The following is a 23,298-nucleotide window of genomic DNA, read 5'->3' on the forward strand; positions in this document are numbered from 1 at the left end:
CATGAGCACCTGCCTGTTCCTCCTCGACAGCCGAAACGGGAGATTCGTCGCGATCGAGTCCCGTGACCAGTCGATACATCGCCCGCACGGTTACGAAGCGGCCCGCAAACTCGGGCTGGAACACCGCTTTTCGTATGGACCGCACTGGTTCGCGAACCCCGGACTGCGCGACCGGGTATTCACGATCGGTGACGCGAGTACCCCGGTGCCGGCCGAGGTCGTCGGCGGCCTCGATATCGATGGCGGATCGTGGCTCGCTTTCCACCGCGGCACCGGCGTCTATTGCCGGATTTTCGCCGATACCGCGACCGGGGACGAATTCGTCTCGGCCAGCGGGCTTCCGCTGGATTGCGTGACGGCCGATTCGGCGCGCGACGCCGTTCAGCTGGTGGAGTCGCGCTTGCTGCCAGCTTTGGACGGCGCCCGGCGGATGCCCGGATTCCACCTGGTGATAGCCGACTCGAATAATGCGTTCGTGGTCACGTTCGACGGCCGCGATACCGTGGCCGCCACGTCGCTGGCGGCCGACCGCCCGCACGTGCTGACCGAAACCGGCGCCGCGGCCGATGACGAATTCGGCAAACATCTGCAAAGCCGAGCCGACGGTGTGCCTGCCCCGATGGAAAACCTGCCTTCGTGGGGTCCGTGGGTGTCCGTTTTCACGGGTACCGACGCCGACGCCCCCGATTACTCGGACGAAAGTTGGCTCGCCAACCGCCATTCCGCCGTTCGGCCGCCCTATCGCGACACCGACGACGCGGACCGATACAAAAATGTCGCACTTCGACCAGTGACCGATCCGAGCCAAGTAGCGTGGACCAAGAGCGTCACGATATATTCTTCCGGAAGGACCGGGGCGGAGTTGTTTGCATACAACGAGCGGCAATTGTTCGACTATCAGCCATTGCCGACCGATGTGCACAAAATGGGCTTCCCCACGACTACCGACGACTTCTTCGTCGTGATCGCGAACGAGAATTCCTGAGCCGAGGTGGGTATGACGATAGGCATTCCGGAGATTCGGGTCGGCCATTGGACCGATCCGCTCGGCGAAACCGGCTGCACTGTCGTCATTCTCCCCGAAGGCACGGTCGCGTCCTGCGAGGTGCGCGGCGGTGCGCCGGCCAGCCGGGAATTGGACGTGCTCGCCCCGGACAAAACCGTGCCGTGCATCGACGCGGTCGTGCTGACCGGCGGTTCGGCCTTCGGTCTCGCATCCGCCGACGGCGTCATGCGCTACCTCGAGGAAATCGGGCGTGGCATACCGACTCCCGGCGGCAAGGTGCCGATCGTGCCCGCGCTCGCCCTGTTCGATCTGAGCGCGGGCGACCCGAAGGCGCGGCCGACGGCCGAGCACGGATACACCGCGGCCTGTGCCACCACCGGCGAGCAGGTGCTCGCCGGTCGCATCGGCGCGGGCGCGGGTGCCTACACCGCACACTGGCGCGGACCGGTCGACCGCAAGCCCGGCGGCCTCGCCTACACCGAACGACGCTGGAACGAGCTCGTGGTCGGTGCGCTGTGCGTGGTCAACGCGTTCGGCGACATCGACGACGGCCTCGCCGAGATCGCCATGGACTCGGTCACCCAACTCGGCGGCCTGGTCGATCCCGCCGCGCGGATGCATACGACGATCGGCGTCGTGCTCACCAACGCCCGGCTGGACAAGATCGGCTGTCACATCGTCGCGCAAGGCGCGCACGACGGATTGTCGCGCGCCCTCACCCCGCCGCACGGCCGCTTCGACGGCGACGGATTCATCACCGCCGCAACGGGTTCCGTCGCGGCCGACGTCGACCTGGTGCGCCTGATGGCGCTGGCCGCGGTGGCCGACACCATCCGCTCGTTCGCGCAGGCGAGCCAGTAGCGATCGCATCGATCGGCTACCAGTCGCCATTGTCGAACTCCGCGCGGACGGCCGCCACCGCCGCCTCGATTCGGCTGGTCACCTCGAGCTTCGCGAGGATCCGGCTGACGTACTCCTTCACCGTTTCCGGGCTGATGAACAGCCGGGACCCGACCTCCCGGTTGGACAGTCCGTCGACGACCAGCCGCAGAATCTCCCGCTCCCGCTTGGTCAGCGTGGAAAGACGCTGCCGCACTTCGTAATCCATCGTGACCCCGGCGTGCACCCGGCTCTGCTGCGGTGCCATCGCCAGCACCGTCCCCGAGATCAGCACCTCCAGCACCTTGAGCACCTCGTCCGCGCCGTGTTCCATCGCCACGACCGCGTCGACCAGGTCCACATCCGCCTTGGCGGCGCCGTGCTCCACCAGCAGCGTGATCATCGGCGAATGCGGCAGTTCCCGCAGCCGGGTCACCGTCGGGGCGAGCCCGGCCAGGCGCGACACCGAGGCATCGAGCAGCACCACGTCGGGGCGCCAGCGCGCGGTCCGGTCCACCACCTCGCGCCAAGCGCAGGTACCCGCCAGTGCGAAACCGTCGTGCACCGCGACCGCGTCCTCGAAATCCGTTCGGGCGAACGGAAAGTCGGAGGCGACCAGCAGGGTCCGCTCCTGGACCACGGCGGGCGTGCCTATCCCGACCCGGCGGCGACGACCGTTGTGCAGCTGGTTTTCCTGATCTGATCTGAACCCGAGCGTCATGGCGGACCGTCAGCCACAGGTGGGCGGGAGACGTCGATCAGTTTCGCCGGCGTTCGGGGTTCTTCCGAGGGGACTGGTTCTTCGCCGGTGGGTCCGAAAACGACACCTTCCTTCCAGCCGCTGCGTTCGAACATCCGCATCACCGGCGTGGCCACGAAGGTCGTGACCATCGTCATCAAGGCGAGGATCGTGTAGAGCTGACCGGTGATCAGGCCCGCGCCCAGACCGATGTTGAGCAGAATCAGCTCCATCAAGCCGCGTGCGTTGGCGAGCGCGCCCATCGCGCCCGCTTCCCGCCAGCCCATCCCCTGCCAGCGCGCCACCAGGCCGATGGCGCCGAACTTGCCCGCGAAGGACACGACCATCACGATGACCGCGACAAGCAGCACTTTCGGCTCGAAGATCAGGCTGAGTTCGGTGTTGAGCCCCGAGTAGATGAAGAAGGCAGGCAACAGCAGGTAAGCGACCAGGGGTTCGAAACGCTCACGAATGGTGTCGAGCAATTGGCCACGCGGCATCACCGTGCCCGCCACGAAAGCGCCGAAGACGGAGTAGATTCCGACGTAATCGGTGAACCAGCTCGCCAGCAGAACGACCAGCAGAACGACGGTGAGCGGGCCGACGGCGAGACCACCGCTGTGTTCGCGATCGCCCGAGCGCGGCACCCACGTGTTCAGCCGCAACAGCAAGCGGCGTCCGACCACGATCATGAAGATCAAATAGGCCAGGCCGCCACCCAACGCGAGCGCGGCACCGGACATGCTGTCCTTGGTGGTGGCGATCACCGTTGCCAGCAGCACCCAGGCGCAGGCGTCGTCGACCGCCGCACACGACAGCGACATCGTGCCGAGCCGGGTGTTCAGCAGACCCGAGTCGTAGATGATCCAGGCCAGCATCGGAAACGCCGTGATGGCCACCGCCGCCGCGACGAACAACCCGCCTTGCCAGGTACCGACCTTGCTGGTGAAGTAGTCGCCCTGGCTCACCATCCACGCGCCGAGCGCGCCGCCGAGCAGCAGCGGAACGCCGATGCCCGCGGCGGACGTGGCGCCTGCCTTGCCCAGATGCGACCGGAGAATATCGAGCTTGAACGAGGCACCGACCAGAAACATGTACAGCACGAGACCGAGCTGGCCGACGACATAGATGGCGGTCAGGTTCGGATGAGTGATCGTCTCCGCACCTACCGCCAATGTCGTGGGGAAAAGCCATTCCTGCGCGGCCGGCCAGATCGCGCCCAAAACCGATGGCCCCAAGACGAAGCCGGCGGCCATGATCGCCACCACCTGGACCTGACCCAGCCGCCGGAACAGCGGCCAGAGCAGGCGGCAGGCCACGAGAATGACCGCGACCTGCAAAAAGAACTGCGTCGTGACTTCGAGTAGAGAGGGCATCGTAAATCCTCGCTGAGGGGGAAAGATGTGCCCACCTTCGCTTGCGAAGGTGGGCACTCGGTTACTACTTCGGCATCGCTAGCACCTGCACGGTGGACACCGCAGTGGCCACCAGCTTGTCGTCCTTGTTGTGCGCGTCCGCAGCGAGATAGATGACCGATCGTCCCGGCTTCCGCACGGTGGCAGTCACTTTCAGCCGTTCGCCGGTGACCACCGTGCGCATGAAGTGCGTGCCGAGCTCCAGCGACGTCGTCGGACCCCGTGCGGTCAGGTAGCTGAGCGGACCGATGAGGTTGTCGAACATCGCGGAGATGAAGCCGCCCTGCAGGATTCCCACCGCATTCGCATACGCCGGGGGCGCCACCACCGTCGCGGTCAGCGACTGACCGGGCACGTACTCCTCGAACTGCATGTCCATTTCCTTCGCCGAAGGCGGTGGCAGCTGGAGGGTGACGCCGGGCGGGGTAAAGCTGCGAAACAACTCGATGGTATGTTCCAGGACCTTGTCGTGTCCGTGGATCGTCGCCTCATCGCTCATTGGTGCCTCCTGCTCCATTGCCGCGGCTCTGTTCCGCGGCTGTCAGAAATGTTGCCAATATCGTGTTGAATCCAGGCGCGTGTTGCACGGCATGTTCGGCTCCGGGCAACCGGACCCGTTGTGCGCCAAGGTGTGTGGCGAGGGCATCGCACAGCCGCTCGAGCGCGGGATTGTGCTCGCCCGAGCACACCAGCGCCGGGATGCCCGCGTCGGTGATCGCCTCGAACCGGGGCTTGACCTCCCAGGGGGAACGCAGCTTGCGCCCCAGCTCGATCGCCTGGCGCACGTCGTCGCCCACCCCGGCCAGCATTTCCTGATTCACCCCGGCCAGCGCGAGGAACTCGTCCTCGGCCGCGACGTCGTCCGGGCTGGCGGCGAAGCGGTCGGCCAGGTCCGCCAGCTCCCGCACGGCTTCGTCCTCCGGCGCCGCGTTCCACAGCGGCGCCTCGATCAGGGTCAGCGAGCGAACCAGGTGCGGCAGGCGCTCGGCCGCGAGGTACGCGCCGAGACCGCCGTAGGAGAAGCCGACGAGGTGCACGCCGCCGGGCACGTCGGTGATGAGTTCCACCAAATCGTCTGCGTCGGCGAGGAAGTCCTGCGACGGCGCGGCCGGGCTCGGCATGAAGCCGCGCCGGTTCGGCACGATCAGCGACCACGCCGCGTCCAGTTCCTGCTGCGCGGCCCAGGTCATCGGGGCGGGCATGCCGCCGTGCACCAGCACAACCGGCGGCCCGGTCCCCGACGTCCGGACCACGATCGGCTCGGCGGCGGGTGCGTCCGCCGCGTCGAAGGTTCCTTCTACAGTCATGGCACCTCGGTTCTTTCCTGGGTTCGATCCCCCTGATGTCCCCTGCGAAGTGCTTCGTAACGCTCCTGCGAGAGCTCCTCGTAGACACGGTCCCCCGCGTCGCGCACGTAGATGGCCTCCCCGTCGCGGGGCGCGAAACCCGCACGCTGCAAAGCGAGTTTGGCCAGCTTCATGGTCGCCGTCGTTTCCAGCGACGCGCACACCCGAATGAAGATCGGCTGTGCGTAAGCAGGCAACGCCTCATCGAGGTACGCGGCGAGCGCCGCGCCGTCGAACCGCGCACCGTCGGCGAGCACGATCGCCGCCATTCCGGCCCGCCCCTCGCGGCCCGGGATCGGCACGCCGTACACGCTGGCGGCGGCGATGTCCGGGAACCGCACGAGTTGCTCCTGCACCTCGGTGGTCGACACGTTCTCGCCCTTGTAGCGGAAGGTGTCACCCAGCCGGTCGACGAAGAACAGATTCTTCTTGGCGTCGATCCGGAACACGTCGCCGGTGTTGAACAACGCGTCGCCCTCGTGGAAGGCGTTCGTGACAACCTTTGCGCGGGTGGCCTTTTCGTCCCGGTAGCCGCCGAACGGGGTGCGCTTGCGAATCGGCCCCAGCAGCACGCCGGTGTCGCCGGGCCCGCACTCGACCAGGCGCCCGTTGTCGCGGACGAAGTCGTCCTGTTCGAAGTCCCACTTCGCCAGCTTGCCGCCGAGGCGCAGCTTGCCGACCGACCCGACCGTGCCTGCCAGGTTGATGGTGGCGATATTGCCCTCGGTGGACGCGTACATCTCGACGATCCGCGGAATCTCGAACCGCTCCTGCATCGCCGCCCAGACATCGGACTGCAACCCTTGTCCGACCATCACCCGGACCCGATGGCCGCGGTCGCGGTCGTCGGGCGGGGTGTTGACCAGGTATCGGCACATCTCGCCGATGTAGTTGAAGCCCGTCGCTTCGAAACGGTGGATGTCGTGCCAGAACGTGCCTGCCGAGAACCGGCGGCCGAGCGCCAAGGTGGATCCGTGCGTGAGGACAGCCGACAGGGCGATCACCAGGGCGTTGGTGTGGAACAGCGGTAGACAGTTGTAGACGATGTCGCCGGGTTCGAGCCGCCAGGCCAGCGCGCCGGTGACCCGTCCGACGGTCGTCAAGCGGGTGTAGCTCATCACCGCGGCCTTGGGCAGCCCGGTCGTGCCGCTGGTGAAGATGTACGCGCCGGTGTCGCCGAGGGTGTGCTGGGTGGTCTCCGCCGGATCGTCCGACGTCGCGCTCGGCTCGAATCGGGCCAGATCCGTTGCGTCGGAAGCGGGTGCCTTCACATCCTCGTCCACCCGGCAGCGGTCGAGCAGCTCGTCGGGCACCCGGTCGCGCACCGCGAGGAACGCGGCCAGGCACTCCGAACCGACGATCACGTGGCTCGCCCCGCACACCGTGAGTGCGTGCACGAGCCCGTCTCCCCTGGCCCGCGTATTGACGAAAGCCACCACGACGCCGAGCTTTCCGGCCGCCAGGTAATGCCAGACGAACTCGGGGCGGTTCTCCATCAGCAGCGCGAGCACGTCGCCCTTGCGCAGGCCGTTGGCCCGATACGCGTGGGCGATCCGATTGACGAGGCGATTGGCCTGCGCGTAATCGAACTGCTGATCCCCGTAGAGCAGGAAGGGACGCGCCGCCTGACCCGGCTGCCCGCTGCGGCGCTCGAACTCGAGTGCCAGTGTTCGATGCGAGCCTGCCCCTTCGAGCAGGGCCCGCGTGAGGATTCCGTAGGACCGGATGCGGTGGGTCAGCGACACAGTGACCTCGTGTTCGCGAATTGAGCAACTCGCACGCTACGCGCCCTCCCATGGTTTCGACACGCTCGGCGAACCGCTTGCCGCCATAGCGGCAAAGTAGTTCGCCGGGCCCAGCGCCTTACCGATATCGCGACTGCCACCGGTGACAATCGCGACCCGGCCCTCGAATTGCGTCAAATTCCCGCCTCCGCGGTGTTGTCGGACGAACGCGTTACTGGACGGATGCCTGCAGGGCCGGCTCGGCCGGCCGCGCAGGCAGATCCACCTTCGCGGCGATCTCCTGCTCGAACGAGTCCGCCCACGCTTCCAACCGGTCGACATTGCCGCGCATATCGCGGAAGGTCTGTTCGGGCGTCTTGTCGGTGAGCAGATCCAGGTGCAGCTGGGCGCAGATGGGTACCTTGCTGTACTCGACGAACAGGTACTTGTCCGGCTGCGGCGCCTGTGCGGCGAACGCACGCAGATTCGCCTGCATGCGGGTCTGGATGCCGAGGAACCGCTGGGCGATGGGGTGGAACTCCGCCGCCGCGTCGGTGCTGGTGAGCAAGTCACGGAACAACATCTGCGAGGGCAGCGCCCAGTAGAACGACGTATCCCACATGACCTTGGTGAACATCGCGGGAGCGTGCCCGAAGATCTGGTAGTTGTCGTTGTACATCTGCAGGTAGTTCGGCCACAGATCCTCGAGCAGCAAGCGGTTGTAGGTCTGCGCGACGTCGGGGGTCAGCGCACGCTTGCGGTCGAGTTCGATCATCCGCGTCGTGATGGTGTTGGTGTAGGCGATGTAATCCGAGCCCGGACTGTAGAACGCGTCCAGGAAGACCGCCGCCTCACCGACGCAGGCCCAGCGATTGTGCGAAAAGACCTGCGTCGAGGCGTAACTCGCGTTGCGCAGCACCAGGAAGTCGAGCAGCTCGGCGTTCTCGGTGAACTTCGCCAGCGCCGGCTCGTGCTCGGCGATCCACTGCTTCGCTTTCGTCTCCGTCGAGTACGTCTTGAACGGATGGATGCGCTCGTCGGTCACGATGCCGATGCTGGTGTTGCCGGAGGCCAGCGGGATCATCCACACCCAGTACCCGGTGCCCATCAGGTGATTGGTGGAGAACCACCGGCGCTCTTGGGTTTTCGGATACCAGCTCGGGTTCTTCGCGTCCGCCATCACCTCGACGTCGTATTCGCCGCGCAGGCGCCACCAAGCCGCGTTGATCTTGTGCGGACTCGGCGCACTCAGGCCGAGCTTGCGCTGCAACAGCTTTCCGCGACCCGAGGCGTCGGCGACGAAGCGCGTGCGCACCGAACGCTCCCCCTCGCCGGCCACCTCATAGGTGACCACGTGATCGTCCTCGCCCTCGGCCAGGTCGATCTCGGTCACCTTGGCCTGCTCGATCAGATCTATGCCGAGATCCTTGGCGCCGCGGCGCAGATCCCGCTCGAAGATGCCGCGGTCGACCTGATAGGACGGCACCCGCGGGAACCGTCGCGCCCCGATCTCGGGCCGGTTCTCGAAGGGGCCGTGCTGATCGCCGAAGAACAGGCGCAGCCCGAGCTTGTGCAGGTGCTGCTTGTTGAAATACCCGGTGAGGCCGAGCTTTTCGGTGAAGTAGTGCGCGCCGCCTTCGACGGTCGCCTCACCGACTTTGTAGGCGCCGTCCGGGATGTCTCCCGTGGTCCGTTCCAGGACCAGCACCGTCAGGTCGGGCATGGTCCGCTTCAGCTGGCGCGACAGGGTCAATCCCGCCAGGCCGCCGCCGCATACCACCACGTCGTAACGTTCGATCGGTTTCATGGTTCTACTCCGTTCGAGCTGGTCAGCGCTCTTCGAAAAGGCTGGTGAAGGACGGGAAGGCGTCGTCGGCGGACAGTTCGTCGGCGATCGTCCGCATCACCTGGGCACTCGGGTTCTGGATGAACAGGTGGCCGCCGGGCACGGTCTTCAGTTCGAACCGGCCGCTGGTCAACTTCTCCCAGCCCTGCAGCTGGTCGGCCTCGAACAGGTGGTCCTCGGCACCGCGCAGCACCGTGATCGGCGCCCGCAACGCGACACCGTGTTCGAAGCGGTAGTCGCCCAGCATCTTCAGGTCCGCCCGCACCGCGGGCATCATCGGCTTCACCGAGGCCTCGTCCTCGACCGGAATGGTGAGCAGCTCGTTGTCGCGCAACACTTGCAGCACCCGGCTGTCGGATTCCCGATCCATGTCGAAGCCGTCGCGGATGTGCTTCAGGTTCCGCACGTAGCTTTCCACCAGGGCGGGTGAGGGCCAGCCGCCGATGATCAGCTTCAGCGGGACCTCGGCGTAGTTCTGCTCGAGATACTTGGTGAGCTCGTAGGCCAGCAGGCTGCCCATGCTGTGCCCGTAGATCGCGAAGGTGCGATCCAGGTGCGGCAACATGGCGTCGGCCAGTTCCTCGATGAACTCGGGCATGGCGTCGATCGGGACCTCGTTGACCCGATCCTCGCGGCCCGGGTACTGGATACCCACCACCTCGACGGTGTCCGGCAGGAAGTTCGGCCACGGCGTGAAGACCGAGGCGCCACCACCGACGAACGGCAGAGCGAACACCCGCAGCGAGGCGGTGCTGGACCGGCCCTTCACCGTGTGGATCCAGCGTTGCGGGCCTGCGTTTTCCGCCACGGCAGGCAGCACACCGGTCGCCTCACCGAAGACCTGCGCGAGGACCTCGTTCGACAGCTCGATGAGCGTCGGTCCGCGCATCAGGCCCATGGTCGGGAAGTCGATATCGAGGTGCTTGGCCAGCGCGTTGCGGATCTGACCCGCCATCAGCGAGTCCATCCCGAGGTCGGTCAGCGCGACGTCGTGCGCGAGACGGTCGATCGGCATGTCGAAGATCCGCGAGATCTGCTGCGACAAGGCCTCCACCAGCCGGGGCTGGCGTGCGTCCTCATCCAGTTCGAGCAGTTCGGCGCGCAGGCCCTCGGTGCCGCCGGTGCTCGCGGTGCCGACGGTGTCGGCGATGGCCAGATGGGCCAGCCGCGGCGAGCTCCGGATGATCGGCATGACCTGGTTCATCTTCGCCCAGTTGACCCCGAAAACGCTGGTGCTGGTGACGCCTTGGGCCAGGCACCGGCCGACGAACTCGAGTGCGTGGTCCGGCAGGATCGGCGTCCAGCCGAGCCGGGCCAGCGTGTCGAGCTTGTTGCGTGCGACGAACCCGACCTCGGCGAGGGCGCCCCAGTTGATGGTCAGGGCAGGCAGTCCGAGCTCACGACGGTGCGTGGCAAGGGCTTCCAGGAACCCGTTGGCCGCCGCGTAGTTCGCCTGGCCGGGGGTGCCGACGTTCCAGCTCATCGACGAGTACATGACGAACGCGTCGAGCTCGAGGTCGCGGGTGTGATTGTGCAGATGCCACGCGCCGTCGACCTTGGGTTGCACGGTGCGCAGGAACTGCTCCTCGGTCATGCCCGCCAGCGGTCCGTCGGCGAGAACCATTGCGGCGTGGTAGATCCCACGCAGCGGCGGCAGCGGTGCGATCCGCTCGAGCAGACCCTCGACCTCGGCCTCGATGGACACGTCGGCCCGTTCGAGCACCACGTTGACGCCCTGGGCCCGCATCGCCTCGATCGGTGCCGCGTTCTCCTCGTCGATCTGGCCGCGGCGGCCGACCAGCACTACGGTGCGGACGCCCTTCTCGACCAGCCACTCGGCGGTGCGCAGACCGAAACCGCTGTAGCCACCGGTGATCAGGTACGTGCCGTCGGCGTCGAAGGTCTCCGCGCCGTTGGACGTCGGGTGCACCAGCAGTTCGGTGTCGGGCTGGTACTCGACGACGATCTTGCCGATCTGCTTGGCGGTGACCATGTACCGGAAGGCGGCGGCCACCTCGGTCGCGTCGAAATCGGTGTGCGGCAACGCGGGCAGGGTGCCTGCGTTGACCGCCTCGATGACCTTGGTCATCGCCTCGCGGCACAGCGCCGGGTCCTCGCCGAGCAGCCGGTCGATGTCGATCGCCGAGTAGCTCAGGTTGTTGCCGAACGGCTTCAGACCCAGCTTGTAGTTGTCGTAGATGTCCTTTTTGCCGATCTCGAGGAAGCGGCCGCGGGGGCGGAGCAGCTCGAGGCTCTTCGGAATCGTCTCGCCCTGCAGCGAATTGAGCACGATGTCGACGCCGTCGTAGCGCTGCCGGATCTCCTGGGCGAAGTCGAGCGACCGAGAGTCGAAGACATCCTCGATGCCCAAGGAGCGCAGGTAGTCCCGCTTCTCCTCGCTGCCCGCGGTGGCGACGACCGTCGCGCCGAACGACTGCGCGATGTGCACCGCGGCCAGGCCGACGCCGCCGGCGGCCGCGTGCACCAGCACCCGGTCGCTCGCGCGCAGCCTGCCCACCTCCACCAGCGCATACCACGCGGTGAGATACGCCATCGGCAGCGTCGCGGCCTCGACATCCGACAGGCTCGCCGGTGCCGGGTATACCCGCCGGGCATCGGCGACCACCAGGTTGCCGAAGCAGCCGCGGGCGAAGGCGACCACGCGATCGCCCACCGCCAGTCCGGTCACGTCGGGTCCGACCTCGGTGACGATGCCGGCGCACTCCACGCCCAGGTTGTTGTCGTAGAACCCGCCGTAGGTCGCACCCGCAGAGAGCAGGCCGAGCGTCAGCATGATGTCGCGGAAGTTCAGGCCGGTGGCCAGTGGCCGGATGGCGATCTCGCCGCTGGAAAGCGCAGGCAGCTCCTGCCTTTCGTAGCGCAGCTGCTCGACCCCCGGCTCAGCGGGCACCGCCAGCGCGAACGGGGTCTCGTCCGACACCTTCGCCGGGGTCGCGACCGAGGCCTCGAACTCGGCGAGCGAGACATGCTCGAGGCGGTCGACGAACCGGGTCTCGCCGCGGAAGGCGATCTCCTCGTCCGCCGCGTCCACGTGCAGCAGTTCATCGAAGAGCTGCGTGGCCCGCTGCTCGGCGGACGCGGCCGGATCGAAGTCGAAGATCTTCGCACGCAGACTGCTGTGCTCGCTCAACGTCACCCGCAGGATGCCCCAGCTCGGCACCTGGCTCAGCGCAACACGTTCCGCTCGATCCAGCACGTGCGCGCCCGAGGTGGCCACCCACAACCGCGGGGCCTGCACCCAGTCCAGCTCCTCGACGGCCTGGGCCGCCGCGATCACGCTGTAGGCGCCGTCGCTCTCCACCGCGGACAGCAGTTCGGTGGTCAGCTCTGTCCCCGCGAAATCCAGGTTCCACAGGTGCAGCACGCCGGCCACGTCGCCCGCGTCGGCTCGCACCTGCTCCAGCACGCGCTGTAGATCCGCGCTGCTGGTGGGGCGTGCCCGGAAGCTGCGGGCGTCGACCTGCTCGAATTCGGCACCGCGGGTGACGATCACGCCGGACGAACCTGCCTCGCCGAGCAGCGCGGTGTAGCGTTCGCCGACACCGTCCGCGTCCGCGAGCACGACCCAGGGCGCCTGATCGATGCGCGGCTGGTGCGGCTCGAGGTCGATGCTCTGGGTGCGCGCCAGGATCACCGCGTTGCCGGTCTCCTCCGGTGTCGCCATATCGGAGAAGATCTGCACGCCCTCGAAGCCGATGCTGGGCAGGAACTCCCGCCACTTCGCCTCCCGCATCAGCGGGTAGTCGGGCCGTACGTCGTGGTCGCTGAACTTCCACCAGCCCTCGGTCATGCCGAAGGTCAGGTCGACCCAGTGCGGCGGCACCGTCGCCTCGACGACCAGCAGCAGACCCTGCGAGGTCAGCAGGCGCTGCACGTTCTCCAGGGTGGCGGTCAGGCTGGCGGTGGCGTGCACGACATTCGAGGCCACCACGATGTCGTAGTAGTGCGGGTCGAAACCCTGGCCCTCGATGTCGTGTTCGATGTCGAGGACCCGGTAGTCGATGAAGTCGTACTCGCTGAACCGATGCCGCGCTTTACCCAGGAACAGCTGCGTGATGTCGGAGTACACGTACTCCGCACGCTCCGGCGGCAGCTCGGAAAGGACGTACGGGGTGGTGCCGCCCGTGCCTGCGCCGATCTCGAGCACCCGGATCGGCCGGTCGCTCGGCAGCGCGGCCACGCACCCGGCGACGACCTGGCTGACGATGCGATTGGCCTTGCCGAACGAGAACGACGGACCGTACAGGTCGGCGACCGACTGGAACTCGTCCTCGGGGAAGATCAACTCGATCGGATTCACGTCATCGCGCAGCACCGCCGCCACGTCCGTGCCACAGCGGCCGAGCACGGCCAATTCGGGCTCGCACTCGGAATGCTCGTCCTTCAGCCGGGCGAGCTCGGCAGCGGTGTCGAACCGCTCGGGCACGATCAGCAGTTGCCATGCGTCACCGTCTTTTTCGGTGATCCCGTGCTGGGACAGCAGTTCCAGCAGGCGCGCGAGGTAGCGGTGGTGCTTGTCGTGCACGCCCATCTCGGCCGCGAGCTCGGTGAGGGTGAAGCGCCGGCCCGCGGTGAGGTCCATGCCGAGCTCGTAGAAGGCCTCGGTCACGTACCCGATGCAGAGCCGGTCCATCACCGCTTCGGTCCCCGCGTGGTACTCGCGGTTGACCGACCAGTACCGCAGCTCGTCGACCAGCGGCTCGACGGCGGTGTCGAGCGCCTCGACCGAGGGCAGCGCGGCGGGCAGGCGAGTCTTGGTGCGCACCGGCGCCTGATGCCAGCGGAACTCGTAGAGCCACTGCAGCAGCGCGTCGCTGTCCTCGGTGGTCGTGGTGATCGACTTACCGCGGAAGCCTTCGAGTTCCGCTACGAGCGTTCCGTCTTCGTTGACGATCCACAGATCACCGTGGCAGTACGCAATGTCGTCGCTGACCTGCGCACGCCCGTAGCAGTAGACCCGGCCGGTGGCCTTGGCGTAGAAGCTGAGCCGCTTCACCTCGACCGGCAGGTAGAGCGTCTTGTCCTCGTTGTTCGGGTCGTTGCCCATCGAGATGGACAGCGACTGGAAGCACGAGTCGAGCACCGCCGGATGGATCGCGTGCCGGGGCGCCTCGTCTTCGAGGGCCGCCGGGGTGTCGATCCGGCCGAGCGACTTGAGCTCGGCGTACCCGAGTTTGGTGATCGCTTTGAACGTCGGGCCGAGCATCAGGCCGTTGTTGCGCAGCTTGGCGAAGACCTTCGCGGGTTCGATCTCGAGCGGGCACTCCGCCTCGAGCTCGGCGAACGGCACCGGCAGTTCGGTGGCGGGCGCGCCGCGGCGCAGCGTGCCGACCGAATGCAGGGTCCAGTCCTTGTCACCGTCCTGACGGCTGTACACCGAGTAGTGCATCGACTGGGTCAGCACGACCTGGACGACGGGGGCCGGGCGGTCGTCGAAGACGAACAGCGCGCGGCGGAACTCGACGTCCTCGAGCGAGTACAGGCCGGGGCCGAAGGCGTCTTCCGCACACCCGAGGACCATGTCCAGATAGGCGGCGCCGGGGAAGACGATGGGGCCCTGCACCCGGTGGTCGTCGAGCCAGGGGTACACAGCCGGGTCCAGCACCAGTTCCCACACGTGCTTGTCCGGCTCGTCCGCGACCCGGCCCTGCTCACCGACCAGCGGATGGGCCAGCGACGGGAAGCGCCGCTCGCGGGCCGAAGGCGTTTCCACCCAATAGGTTTCGCGCTGCCACGGGTAGAACGGCACCGGGACCCGCTCGCCGGCCCCGTCGAACAGGGCGCCCCACGCCGGGTCGAACCCGGCGGCATACAACGAGGCCAGCGAGGACAGCAGGGTGACGCGATCGCTCTGCTTGCGATGCAGCGAGGCGACGGCGATGCCCTCGGCGTTGCGCTGCGCGAGCAGCTCCGAGATGGCGGTCGCGTGAATCGGGTGCGGGCCCAGCTCCACGAATGCCAGGTGCTCGTCCTCGATCAGGCGATCGATGGTCGGCGCGAACCGCACGGGCTCGCGCACGTTGTGCCACCAGTACTCGGCATCGAGTCCACCGGTCGGCACGATGTCCGCGGAGACCGTGGAGTACATCGGGATGGTCGCCGGGCCGGAGGTGAGACCGGTTAGCGACGAGATCAGCTCGTCCTGCAGCGGATCCATGTGATGGCTGTGGAAGGCGACGCTGACCTGGAGCATGCGGCAGAAGATCTTCTCGGCGCTCAGCTCGCGTTCGATCTCCTCGAGCGCGTCCGGATCACCGGCCAGCGCCACCGACTGCGGGCCGTTGAGCGCCGCGATGGCGACCCGCCCGCGATAGCCGGCGACCCGCTCCTCCACCTCGCTGTGCGTCAGGCCGACCGCGAGCATCTTGCCCTTGCCGGAGGCCTGCTGCTGTACCCGGCTCCGGTGGAAGATGACTCGCACCGCGTCCTCGAACGACAACGCCCCGGACACACAGGCGGCGGCGACTTCACCGATGCTGTGCCCGACCACGGCCGCGGGGACGATGCCCCAGCTCTGCCACACGGCGGCCAAACCGAGCTGCACCGCGAACACGGCGGGCTGGGCGATGAAGGTTTCGCCGATGCGGCTGTCGGCCTCGTCACGACCGAGCTCCTCGATGACGCTCCAGTCGGCGTGCTTGCTCAGCTCGGCATCGACCCGTTCGACGGTCTGGCGGAACACCGCGTCGGTGGCGAGCAGCTCGCGCGCCATGCCCCACCACTGCGGGCCCTGGCCGGAGAACACGAAAGCGATGTTCGAGGTGGTCGGCGCCTTCACGCCGGTGCGCAGCACCTCCGGCGCCGCGCCGCGCGCTACCTCACGCAGCGCGTCGCGTAGCTCGTCGGTGGACGAACACACCATGGCGAGCCGGTGGTCGTAGTGCGCCCGCGTCTTCGCCTGGGTGGCCGCGATGGCGGACAGCTTCGTGGTGGGCTCGGCCAGGAAGTCGGCGTAGCTGTCGGCGTAGGCGCGCAGCGCGTCCTTGGTCTTCGCGCTGAGCGCGAACAGCACCGGCTCGGCCGTTTCGGTCGCCGAACGCTCGGTCATCGTGTCCGCGTTGGCGTTTGCCGCGTCCGTGTTCTCCTTCGCCACGCCTTCCGGCGGGCCTTCCAGGATCACGTGGGCATTCGATCCACCGAACCCGAAGGAGTTCACACCGGCCAGGCGCGGACGCCCGTTCGGCCACGCCTGCCGGGACTGAGCCAGTTGCAGACCCAATTCCTCGAACGGGATCGAGGTGTTCGGCACCTCCGCATGCAGGTTCGCGGGAATCTCACCGTTGGACAGCACCAGACACGCCTTGATGACGCCTGCGATACCGGCCGCGGACTCGAGGTGGCCGAGGTTCGACTTCACCGCGCCGACGATGCAGGGGCCGTTGCCATTACGCCCGGGCGCCAGGGCCTTGCCGAGCGCGCGGGCCTCGATCGGGTCGCCGACGGAGGTGCCGGTGCCGTGCGCCTCGACATAGCTGATGTCGGCGGGCGCGACGCCTGCGTCGCGGCAGGCGTCCTCGATCATCTGCGCCTGCGCTTCTTCGCTCGGCACGGAGATGCCGTTGGTGCGGCCGTCCTGGTTCGTCGCGCTGCCGCGGATCACCGAGTAGATCCGGTCGCCGTCGGCGATAGCCGCGGACAGCGGCTTCAGCACGATCGTGCCCGAGCCCTCACTGCGCACGTAGCCGTCGGCGTTCTCGCTGAACGACTTGGACCGGCCCTCCGGCGAGAGGAAGGTGCCCTGGCTGAAGCCGATGGTCGCCTCGGGGATGAGCAGCGTGCTGACGCCGCCGACGATGGCCATCGTCGCCTCACCGGTGCGAATGCTGCGGCAGGCCAGGTGGATTGCGATGAGCGAGGACGAGCACGCGGTGTCCACCGTCATGCTGGGTCCGCGCAGGTCGAGCAGGTAGGAGACGCGGTTGGCCACGATGCAGTTCGTGACACCGGTCATCGTGTGGCCACCGATGAGGTAACGGTTCTCCGGGTTGAGCTGGATGATGCCGTAGTCGTGGCCCGAGACGCCCGCGTAGACAGCGGTCTTGGTGCCCGCCAGGTTCTCCGGGACGATGCCCGCGTCCTGCAGTGCTTCCCAGGTCGTCTCGAGGAAGAGGCGCTGCTGCGGGTCTATCCGCGCGGCCTCGTGCGGTGTGATGCCGAAGAATTGGGCGTCGAACGAACTGACGTCGTCGAGGTATCCACCCGATCGCGTGCGCAGATGACCGGGCCTTGCCGCATCGCGGTCGTAGAAGGCAGCGCCGGACCACCGGTCCTCCGGGACCTCTCGGACCGCATCCCGCTCGTCGAGCAGCAGTTGCCAGAAGTCGCTCACATCGGAAATTTGTCCTGGAAACCGGCAACCGATTCCCACGACGGCTATGCCCTCGTGCGCGGTCGACTCGGCCTCGATCGAGGAGCTGTGCACAGATTCCATCGCATTACCTTCGTTTTGTAACCACACAACTATCGACATCGCGGGCAACGCCATTTGTTGCCCGCGAGCCGATCAGGATTTATATCGACCACCCGCTGGGCGGTGGCGATGCGCGCGACGGCGGCATCGATCCCGTGTGCGAGGCGATATCGGACAGGCTTGATTGATCACCATCGGTCATGTTCCCCCCTCGAAGAACATGACTGTTGCAACGAGATGGTCGCCATTCGAATGGCTTTCGGTCGCCGACCGGGCGGTTTCGCATTCCCGGCCGTTGCCGAACCCCGTGCCGGCCATATCCCGTCGGCTGCGGCAAGCAGCGGCACCGACATCGTTGGCCGAACTCAATACAACAAAGTGAGCACGCGATCCACAATCGTGCGATGGTCGGCTCGAGCTGATGAGACGCCGAGCATGCGACGCGTCGTGGTCGATGAGGCGGTTGGACTGGTCGGCGCAGGCAGGCATCAGGTCATCGGGAGTAGTTCTCGTCGCGCTGAACGTCCACATGATCGGTGCCCACCTCACGTCAAGTGCCCAGATCCGCACTCATGGACAGAATTTAACGACCACAACCACTCATGTCAATACATCCGTGTGCATCCGTGTGCGTCGCATAGCCGCCGATGCGCATCGCCGTGGACGGTATTCGGTGCCCAGTCGTGCCGTAAGGGCACGGTCTTACTCTTGCGGCGCACCGAGACCGACCCGCGCGGCGGCAGGTGTGCATGATGACCAGCTCTGCGCAAACAAGTGGTACGATGCTTCCCATGGGCGACGAATTGGGCGCCAGCGAGACCGTGAAGCGTAATAAAGTCGAGTCGGCTGGACAGCGGTTCGGACGGCAGCTGAAAGCGTTCCGGCAGCGAAATCTTCCTGATGACCTGGTAACACACCAGCTCATCCATGACCTGGGAGGTCCTACGCGGAATGTTCAGTCCCGGATCGAAAGCGGGCAGGTCGACACGATAAGCGCCACCACGGAGGCGAAGTACAACCGAGCACTCGAAGCCCTGGGTTTGCCGGCCGGGAGTGCGACCGCGGCGCTGTATCACGGCGGCACGCTCGTGCCGCCCGCCGACGAGCCGCCCGCCGCACCAGCGGTGGACGACGACGTCGAGAGCGGCGTCAGCGCACTGCAGAATCTGGCCCGCAAACATCGGTCGGTCGTCGATCTCGTCACCGAGCTCGACCGGCTCGGCATCGAATTGAAGCGCGCACGCAGCCACACCGAGGGGTATCAGCTGGTCTTCCCGAAGACCGCGATCGATCGGCTGCTTCAGGCGCTGCAAAATACCGCCGACCCCGGACATCCGGGGCACGAATCCGAGCGAGACGACACCCCGGAGACGTAAACCTGCGAAGAAGCCGGCCGCGGACGCACGTACCGCGGCGCCTATGCGTCGGATAAGCCCTGGCCAGGCTCCGCTGCCATCGATGTGGCACGGGGTCCGCCGAAACATGTTCGACAGCAGGATCTTTCGACATGCGAACGGGTACTGTTCGCCCTTGTGATCATCCGGGCGTTGGTGCCGTCGCCGAAACTGCTGCGCGCGGGCGAGCGCAGCCGCGGGGAACAAAATTCCCGCCTCCCCCTATGTTCGATCTTGCACGGCCGTCCGCCGGTATCCATGCAGGTCACACGCATAGTTCGCGATTCGTGTCCCAAAAACACCCCCTACCCAGGACCGCAGCGCCAGGTAGGGTATAGGCGAGCCCGGCAAGCCGATGACGACGAGTCGACGCGTGTCGACATGCCGGCCCCTGAAGACAATTCGGAACAATGGATAACGTCGTGCCCCCGTTGAACCGATGGCCTCAACGAACCGTTGAACTGGATGACTTCGGCGAACGACACCGCGCCGGCGGCAACGATGCCGCTGTTCGCGCGGTGAGCAAGATCAGATCTCCACAGGTGCTCGGGGGAGGAAGTCGTGATTGGATATGCTCTCGATTCCACCGGCCTCGACGCGGGCGTAGCAGCTCGGACCAGCGGTTATGCCGACGAGCCGGACATCACCGACGCGCGCCGCCTCACTCGGACGAGGAGGCAGGTGCGATGTTGAAACTGATCCGGCGCAAAGTCGCCGCCCTCACCTGGAAACCTAGAGGAAAGATCTCCACCCGCGCCCGCCTGCAAGCGGTGGTCGACCGGCTCGAACTGCCTGCGGACTGGACCATCGAGGAGTTCATCGCGTGCGTCGAGCGCATGCGCGGGCGGCGGATCGTGCGGTTACTCCTGCCGACGACCGCGCCGGTCGGCTTGTGCGGACTGTGGTTGGCGTGCAAGGACTACGACGTGATCTTTCTTCGGCAATCCGCCGACCCGGCGGTAGAACTGCACGTAACTTTGCATGAGGTCAGCCATATGTTGCTCGACCACGGACAGGACACGTCGATCTCCGCGGTGGAATGGTCGACACTGACGAGCGGGGTGGCGCTGAATCACGACATCGACCTCACCACGGTCCGCGCGGCGCGCGGAGTATCGAGTTACGCCTCCATCGAAGAGTACGAAGCCGAACTGTTGGCGACCCTGATCGGCTTCCGTGCCAGGACCGTCGGACCACGTCGCGACCCGATGTTGAAGGAGTTGTGACGCATGTGGCCGCACGACCACCTACCCGCGGGAGTCACCGTCTCAGCGACGTTGTTCATCGTGGTCATCGCCCTGATCCGGCTCTCACTGACCCTGCACACCTCGGTGTTCGGCCGCATGATCAACATCCTGTTGGGCTTCGACGCGGCAGCGGCCATCCTGCGTGAGCCGCTGTTCGCGCGCCCGATCTCCCGGCTCGTCCCCGGCGGCCTGCCCACCGTGTTCGACACCTGGCATTGGCTGACCGTCACGGCGTGGGCCTGCGGACTCGGCATGGCACTGCTGCACGAGAACGGGCCGGTGCGATACCGGATCCAGTTCAAGGTCGTGATCGGCACGTCGGTCGCGATCGGCCTGGCCTTCCTGCTGCTGAGCGCGCCGGCCCGGGCCAACGGGATGTCGTCCATCGCCGAGTACGGCGGTTGGCGCTACGGCGTTTACATCGGGCTGTATTCCGCTCTGCCCGTTATTGTTTCGACCTACTACTACGTGCTGAAAACCAGGGGCACAATGTGGCGGACGACCACGCTGCGGGAACGGCTCACGGTGGCCGCCCTGGTCATCTTCGGTATCGCCAGCTCGCTGCCCGCCTGCCTCATCGCGGTCTCGGTGGCGTTGGACGCCGCCGGAGCGGGCAGCGCGTTCACCGACAACGCGTACAACATGGTGGCCGAGGGATTCGCCACGGGCGAGCCGGGGCTGTTCTTCTTCAGCGCGCTGATCATGGTGTTCCTGCCGTCCTCGGTGCAGGCCGTCGTGCAACTGCTGCGCCTGGACCGGGAATCGCGCGCCGCGCGCCGGGTGTATCCGCTCTGGCGGGACCTGACCGCCGCCGCGCCGCAGGTCGTCTTCCAGCTGAAATGGGCCGACAACTGGAACGTTTCGCCCCAGGAGCGACTGCACCGCCGGCGGATGGAGATCCACGACGCGGCAGAGATCGTCGCCCGCTACGTGCTGCCGCTGCCGACCGCGGTCGACGAGCTGATCGAGACCAGCGTCATCGAGGACGACCAGGAGAACATTCGGATGGTCGCCGAGCTGGTGCTGGCGGCTCAACGGCTGAGCGACAACAGCGGCGAACCGGCGGGCGAACCGACCGCCCGTGGGGCCGACGTCCCCGACGAACAGACCCTGCTGCGCTTCTGGCAGCCCGCGAAGTCCCTGTTGCACGCGACCGATCGCAGCGCGGAGCGCCGAACATCGGTCGGCGCACAGCGATTCGCGCCGGGCGCGTTCGAGAGCAGACAGCCGGGTCAGGTCGTCGGATAGCCGGCGCAGCGGGTAACCCGCAGTCCGGCAGCCACTTTCGGGTGTCATTTGACGTGGCCGATCCGCTGGTTCATCCAGTCACCGAGCCACTGAACGGCGTTACGACCGGCGCCGTCGACAACCAGGGATCCGTAGTTGACGTGCGCGCCGGACGCGACAAAGTTCGCGGCGCTGAGGCCGTCGACGATGAGGTTGACCAGGTTGATGTCGTGAAAGGTCGTGATCCGGGTGAGCGGGCCGGTCAGGTCGTCGAGGTCAGGACCCGGCTCGGCGATGGATTTGGCCGGAGTGTCGGCCCGCCTGCCCAGCACCACCGGCGGGGTCTGTTGCGCCTTGCCGGTCAGCAGATCGACTGTGGCCGCGGCCAAGTCGGCGCCGATCGGTAGCAGGCCGGACAGGGCGACGCCCGCGCCGGCCAGGTCGGGTGCCTGCCCCGGCGGCGGCACGAGCTTCTGCAGCACCGACCATGCGACGTCCTGGATCCGGCCGATGATCTGCACCAGCCGGGTGATGTCGAAGTTGGACAGGATCGAGGTGACCTGCGCCGCGACCTCGGTGAAGCCCTGCGCGTCCGGGATCACCGACAGCACCTGCGAGATCCACTTCAGGTCAACGGTCCCAACGAGTTTCAGCACGGGCTGCAGCTGGTCGTTCAGCTCGGCGGCGACCTCGTTGGCGCCCTCGGCGTCCATCGCGACGATCTTCTGCGGCAGCAGCATGAGGTTGTCGAGAATCCGGGGGAAGTCGAACGTGGTGACGTCGGCGGCGACGTCGAGCGCCTGATCGACCAGCACCGTGGGTTTGAGCAGCGAGAGGACTCTTGTTGCGGCGCCGAGGGTTTCGGGCGAGGTGGCGGCCAGCGGCGCGACCTCACGCCGGACCGACTTGGCCGCGGCACGCAGCGAGCGGGCCTTGGGGGAATTCGGCCGGAGCGTGCCGACGCCGTTGTCCAGTAGTTCGGTCGCGGTGTCGGCGATCGTGGTCATGGCCGCGACGGCGCCCGACAGGTCTGACTGGTCGAGCTGAGTCAGCACCTCCCCGCGTCGCGCTCGGCGGTACCGGTCGGCGCGGCGACCAGCTGGGCCGTGGCAGCGGGGTTGGCCGCGCCGGAATCGATCAGGTCCACAAGGGGGTTGAGGGTGTCCAGCAACTTTTCCGCACTGCCGCGGACCTGGGCCAGATCGACCCCCGAGGGGGCAGCGAGGCCTGCGGTCAGCCCGGCCACGGCGCTCGCCAGTCCTGGCAGGTCCGCCTTGGAGAAGTCCGAGGTCAGCGCGGCGCCGATCGGGAAATTCGCGTCCGGTGGCGGCGCACCACCGCTGAGTGCCTTGCTCAGGATCGAGCCCAACGCGCCGAGCAGTGGATTGGCGCTCTTCTGGATCGAGCAGTACAGGTCTTTCGGATCGCAGATCGAAGTGACCCGGCCGGAAAGTTTGCCCATGCCTTGCGGCCGCGGGTCGGCGATGCCCGTGCCCGCTGTTCCCGGCCCGACGACGATCTCGCCCGGTGTGCCCGCACCAGGGTCGGCGAGCAGGCCGACGGCCAGGACGCGATCGGCGGGCACCGGACCGCGATCGTTGCCGATGGCGGCGGCCAGATCGCCCGCGGCGTCGGCACCCTGACTGTACCCGTTGATGGTGAATCGTGCTGTCGGGCAGCGGGTTCCGTAATCCCGCAGCGCCGCGGTGGCATTCTCCAGCGCGGTGTTCTTGCTGTCGGCGTAGGTGTAGCCGTTGTCGAAAGCGCGAGCCATGTATGGCGTGAAGTAGATCTCGGACCTCGGCCCCTGCTGGCGCTGGATGGCCTCCGCGATCGGCGCGAGCATGCCGATGGGCCGCGCCGGGTCGGCATCCTCGTCGGTCTCCCAGGTGCCGGGGATGAACAGGTTGAATGTTGCTGCGCACGTAGTTGGTTCGGCGTGTGCCACCGCGGTGACACCGGACGAACCAACGGCAACGCCGACGGTCACCAGCGTGGTGACCACATAGCGCTTGGGCGAACGCATCACTGACTCCTGCACACG

General features: G+C 66.9%; 15 protein-coding genes. 5 read left to right on the forward strand and 10 right to left on the reverse strand.

What is annotated here, in order from left to right:
- Position 1: 1 nt before the first annotated feature.
- Positions 2 to 985: a hypothetical protein gene (locus DMB37_RS02815; RefSeq protein ID WP_135231314.1), complete on the forward strand. Its 984-nt coding sequence runs from the start codon at positions 2 to 4 to the stop codon at positions 983 to 985.
- 12 nt (positions 986 to 997) lie between these two features.
- Positions 998 to 1,867, forward strand: coding sequence for a P1 family peptidase (locus tag DMB37_RS02820; RefSeq protein ID WP_135231315.1), 870 nt, complete (start codon positions 998 to 1,000; stop codon positions 1,865 to 1,867).
- A gap of 16 nt (positions 1,868 to 1,883) precedes the next feature.
- Here the strand turns inward: DMB37_RS02820 and DMB37_RS02825 are convergent, their stop codons facing one another.
- The 8 genes from DMB37_RS02825 to DMB37_RS02855 all read right to left on the reverse strand — a co-directional run bounded on the left by DMB37_RS02825 (position 1,884) and on the right by DMB37_RS02855 (position 17,407).
- Positions 1,884 to 2,606: a LuxR C-terminal-related transcriptional regulator gene (locus tag DMB37_RS02825; protein ID WP_135231316.1), complete on the reverse strand. Its 723-nt coding sequence runs from the start codon at positions 2,604 to 2,606 to the stop codon at positions 1,884 to 1,886.
- Positions 2,603 to 4,000: a cation:proton antiporter gene (locus tag DMB37_RS02830; protein ID WP_135231317.1), complete on the reverse strand. Its 1,398-nt coding sequence runs from the start codon at positions 3,998 to 4,000 to the stop codon at positions 2,603 to 2,605. The genes DMB37_RS02825 and DMB37_RS02830 overlap by 4 nt, the downstream gene beginning before the upstream one ends.
- A gap of 64 nt (positions 4,001 to 4,064) precedes the next feature.
- The gene (locus DMB37_RS02835; protein ID WP_167768704.1) at positions 4,065 to 4,538 is read right to left on the reverse strand and encodes a PaaI family thioesterase; all 474 of its coding nucleotides are present in this window, start codon (positions 4,536 to 4,538) and stop codon (positions 4,065 to 4,067) included.
- On the reverse strand, positions 4,528 to 5,346 hold the full coding sequence (locus DMB37_RS02840; RefSeq protein ID WP_135231319.1) for an alpha/beta fold hydrolase: 819 nt from the start codon (positions 5,344 to 5,346) through the stop codon (positions 4,528 to 4,530). The genes DMB37_RS02835 and DMB37_RS02840 overlap by 11 nt, the downstream gene beginning before the upstream one ends.
- Positions 5,343 to 7,130, reverse strand: a complete 1,788-nt coding sequence (locus DMB37_RS02845) for a long-chain-acyl-CoA synthetase (protein WP_167768705.1) — start codon at positions 7,128 to 7,130, stop codon at positions 5,343 to 5,345. Before DMB37_RS02845 ends, DMB37_RS02840 begins: the two co-directional genes overlap by 4 nt.
- Positions 7,131 to 7,166: 36 nt before the next feature.
- Entirely contained in the window at positions 7,167 to 7,307 is a 141-nt protein-coding gene (locus tag DMB37_RS40375; RefSeq protein ID WP_167768706.1) for a hypothetical protein, read from the reverse strand.
- 34 nt (positions 7,308 to 7,341) lie between these two features.
- Complete coding sequence (locus DMB37_RS02850; RefSeq protein ID WP_135231321.1) at positions 7,342 to 8,916, reverse strand: NAD(P)/FAD-dependent oxidoreductase; 1,575 nt, start codon at positions 8,914 to 8,916, stop codon at positions 7,342 to 7,344.
- 22 nt (positions 8,917 to 8,938) lie between these two features.
- Positions 8,939 to 17,407 carry a type I polyketide synthase gene (locus tag DMB37_RS02855; protein WP_167768707.1) on the reverse strand — a complete coding sequence of 2,823 codons (8,469 nt, stop codon included), beginning with the start codon at positions 17,405 to 17,407 and terminating at the stop codon, positions 8,939 to 8,941.
- A 770-nt stretch (positions 17,408 to 18,177) separates the two neighbouring features.
- Here DMB37_RS02855 and DMB37_RS02860 point away from each other — a divergent pair.
- The 3 genes from DMB37_RS02860 to DMB37_RS02870 all read left to right on the forward strand — a co-directional run bounded on the left by DMB37_RS02860 (position 18,178) and on the right by DMB37_RS02870 (position 21,275).
- On the forward strand, positions 18,178 to 18,762 hold the full coding sequence (locus tag DMB37_RS02860; RefSeq protein ID WP_107656979.1) for a hypothetical protein: 585 nt from the start codon (positions 18,178 to 18,180) through the stop codon (positions 18,760 to 18,762).
- 704 nt (positions 18,763 to 19,466) lie between these two features.
- The gene (locus DMB37_RS02865) at positions 19,467 to 20,006 is read left to right on the forward strand and encodes a hypothetical protein (protein WP_135231323.1); all 540 of its coding nucleotides are present in this window, start codon (positions 19,467 to 19,469) and stop codon (positions 20,004 to 20,006) included.
- Positions 20,007 to 20,009: 3 nt separating this feature from the next.
- Positions 20,010 to 21,275 carry a DUF6545 domain-containing protein gene (locus DMB37_RS02870; RefSeq protein WP_135231324.1) on the forward strand — a complete coding sequence of 422 codons (1,266 nt, stop codon included), beginning with the start codon at positions 20,010 to 20,012 and terminating at the stop codon, positions 21,273 to 21,275.
- A 44-nt stretch (positions 21,276 to 21,319) separates the two neighbouring features.
- On the opposite strand, the gene DMB37_RS41860 is transcribed toward DMB37_RS02870, so the two are convergent.
- Positions 21,320 to 22,309, reverse strand: a complete 990-nt coding sequence (locus DMB37_RS41860) for a hypothetical protein (protein WP_370465311.1) — start codon at positions 22,307 to 22,309, stop codon at positions 21,320 to 21,322.
- Positions 22,303 to 23,280, reverse strand: a complete 978-nt coding sequence (locus DMB37_RS41865; RefSeq protein WP_370465312.1) for a cutinase family protein — start codon at positions 23,278 to 23,280, stop codon at positions 22,303 to 22,305. Before DMB37_RS41865 ends, DMB37_RS41860 begins: the two co-directional genes overlap by 7 nt.
- Between the last annotated feature and the right edge of the window lie 18 nt (positions 23,281 to 23,298).

Source organism: Nocardia sp. CS682, assembly GCF_004634405.1.
GTDB classification, from domain to species: Bacteria; Actinomycetota; Actinomycetes; order Mycobacteriales; family Mycobacteriaceae; genus Nocardia; species Nocardia ninae.

What these genes read in the sequence shown, in the direction of transcription:
- DMB37_RS02815 (WP_135231314.1), top strand. Translation starts at nt 2, where the DNA reads ATGAGCACCTGCCTGTTCCTCCTCGACAGCCGAAACGGGAGATTCGTC.
- DMB37_RS02820 (WP_135231315.1), top strand. Translation starts at nt 998, where the DNA reads ATGACGATAGGCATTCCGGAGATTCGGGTCGGCCATTGGACCGATCCG.
- DMB37_RS02825 (WP_135231316.1), bottom strand. Translation starts at nt 2,606, where the DNA reads ATGACGCTCGGGTTCAGATCAGATCAGGAAAACCAGCTGCACAACGGT.
- DMB37_RS02830 (WP_135231317.1), bottom strand. Translation starts at nt 4,000, where the DNA reads ATGCCCTCTCTACTCGAAGTCACGACGCAGTTCTTTTTGCAGGTCGCG.
- DMB37_RS02835 (WP_167768704.1), bottom strand. Translation starts at nt 4,538, where the DNA reads ATGAGCGATGAGGCGACGATCCACGGACACGACAAGGTCCTGGAACAT.
- DMB37_RS02840 (WP_135231319.1), bottom strand. Translation starts at nt 5,346, where the DNA reads ATGACTGTAGAAGGAACCTTCGACGCGGCGGACGCACCCGCCGCCGAG.
- DMB37_RS02850 (WP_135231321.1), bottom strand. Translation starts at nt 8,916, where the DNA reads ATGAAACCGATCGAACGTTACGACGTGGTGGTATGCGGCGGCGGCCTG.
- DMB37_RS02855 (WP_167768707.1), bottom strand. Translation starts at nt 17,407, where the DNA reads ATGGAATCTGTGCACAGCTCCTCGATCGAGGCCGAGTCGACCGCGCAC.
- DMB37_RS02860 (WP_107656979.1), top strand. Translation starts at nt 18,178, where the DNA reads ATGGGCGACGAATTGGGCGCCAGCGAGACCGTGAAGCGTAATAAAGTC.
- DMB37_RS02865 (WP_135231323.1), top strand. Translation starts at nt 19,467, where the DNA reads ATGTTGAAACTGATCCGGCGCAAAGTCGCCGCCCTCACCTGGAAACCT.
- DMB37_RS02870 (WP_135231324.1), top strand. Translation starts at nt 20,010, where the DNA reads ATGTGGCCGCACGACCACCTACCCGCGGGAGTCACCGTCTCAGCGACG.
- DMB37_RS41865 (WP_370465312.1), bottom strand. Translation starts at nt 23,280, where the DNA reads ATGCGTTCGCCCAAGCGCTATGTGGTCACCACGCTGGTGACCGTCGGC.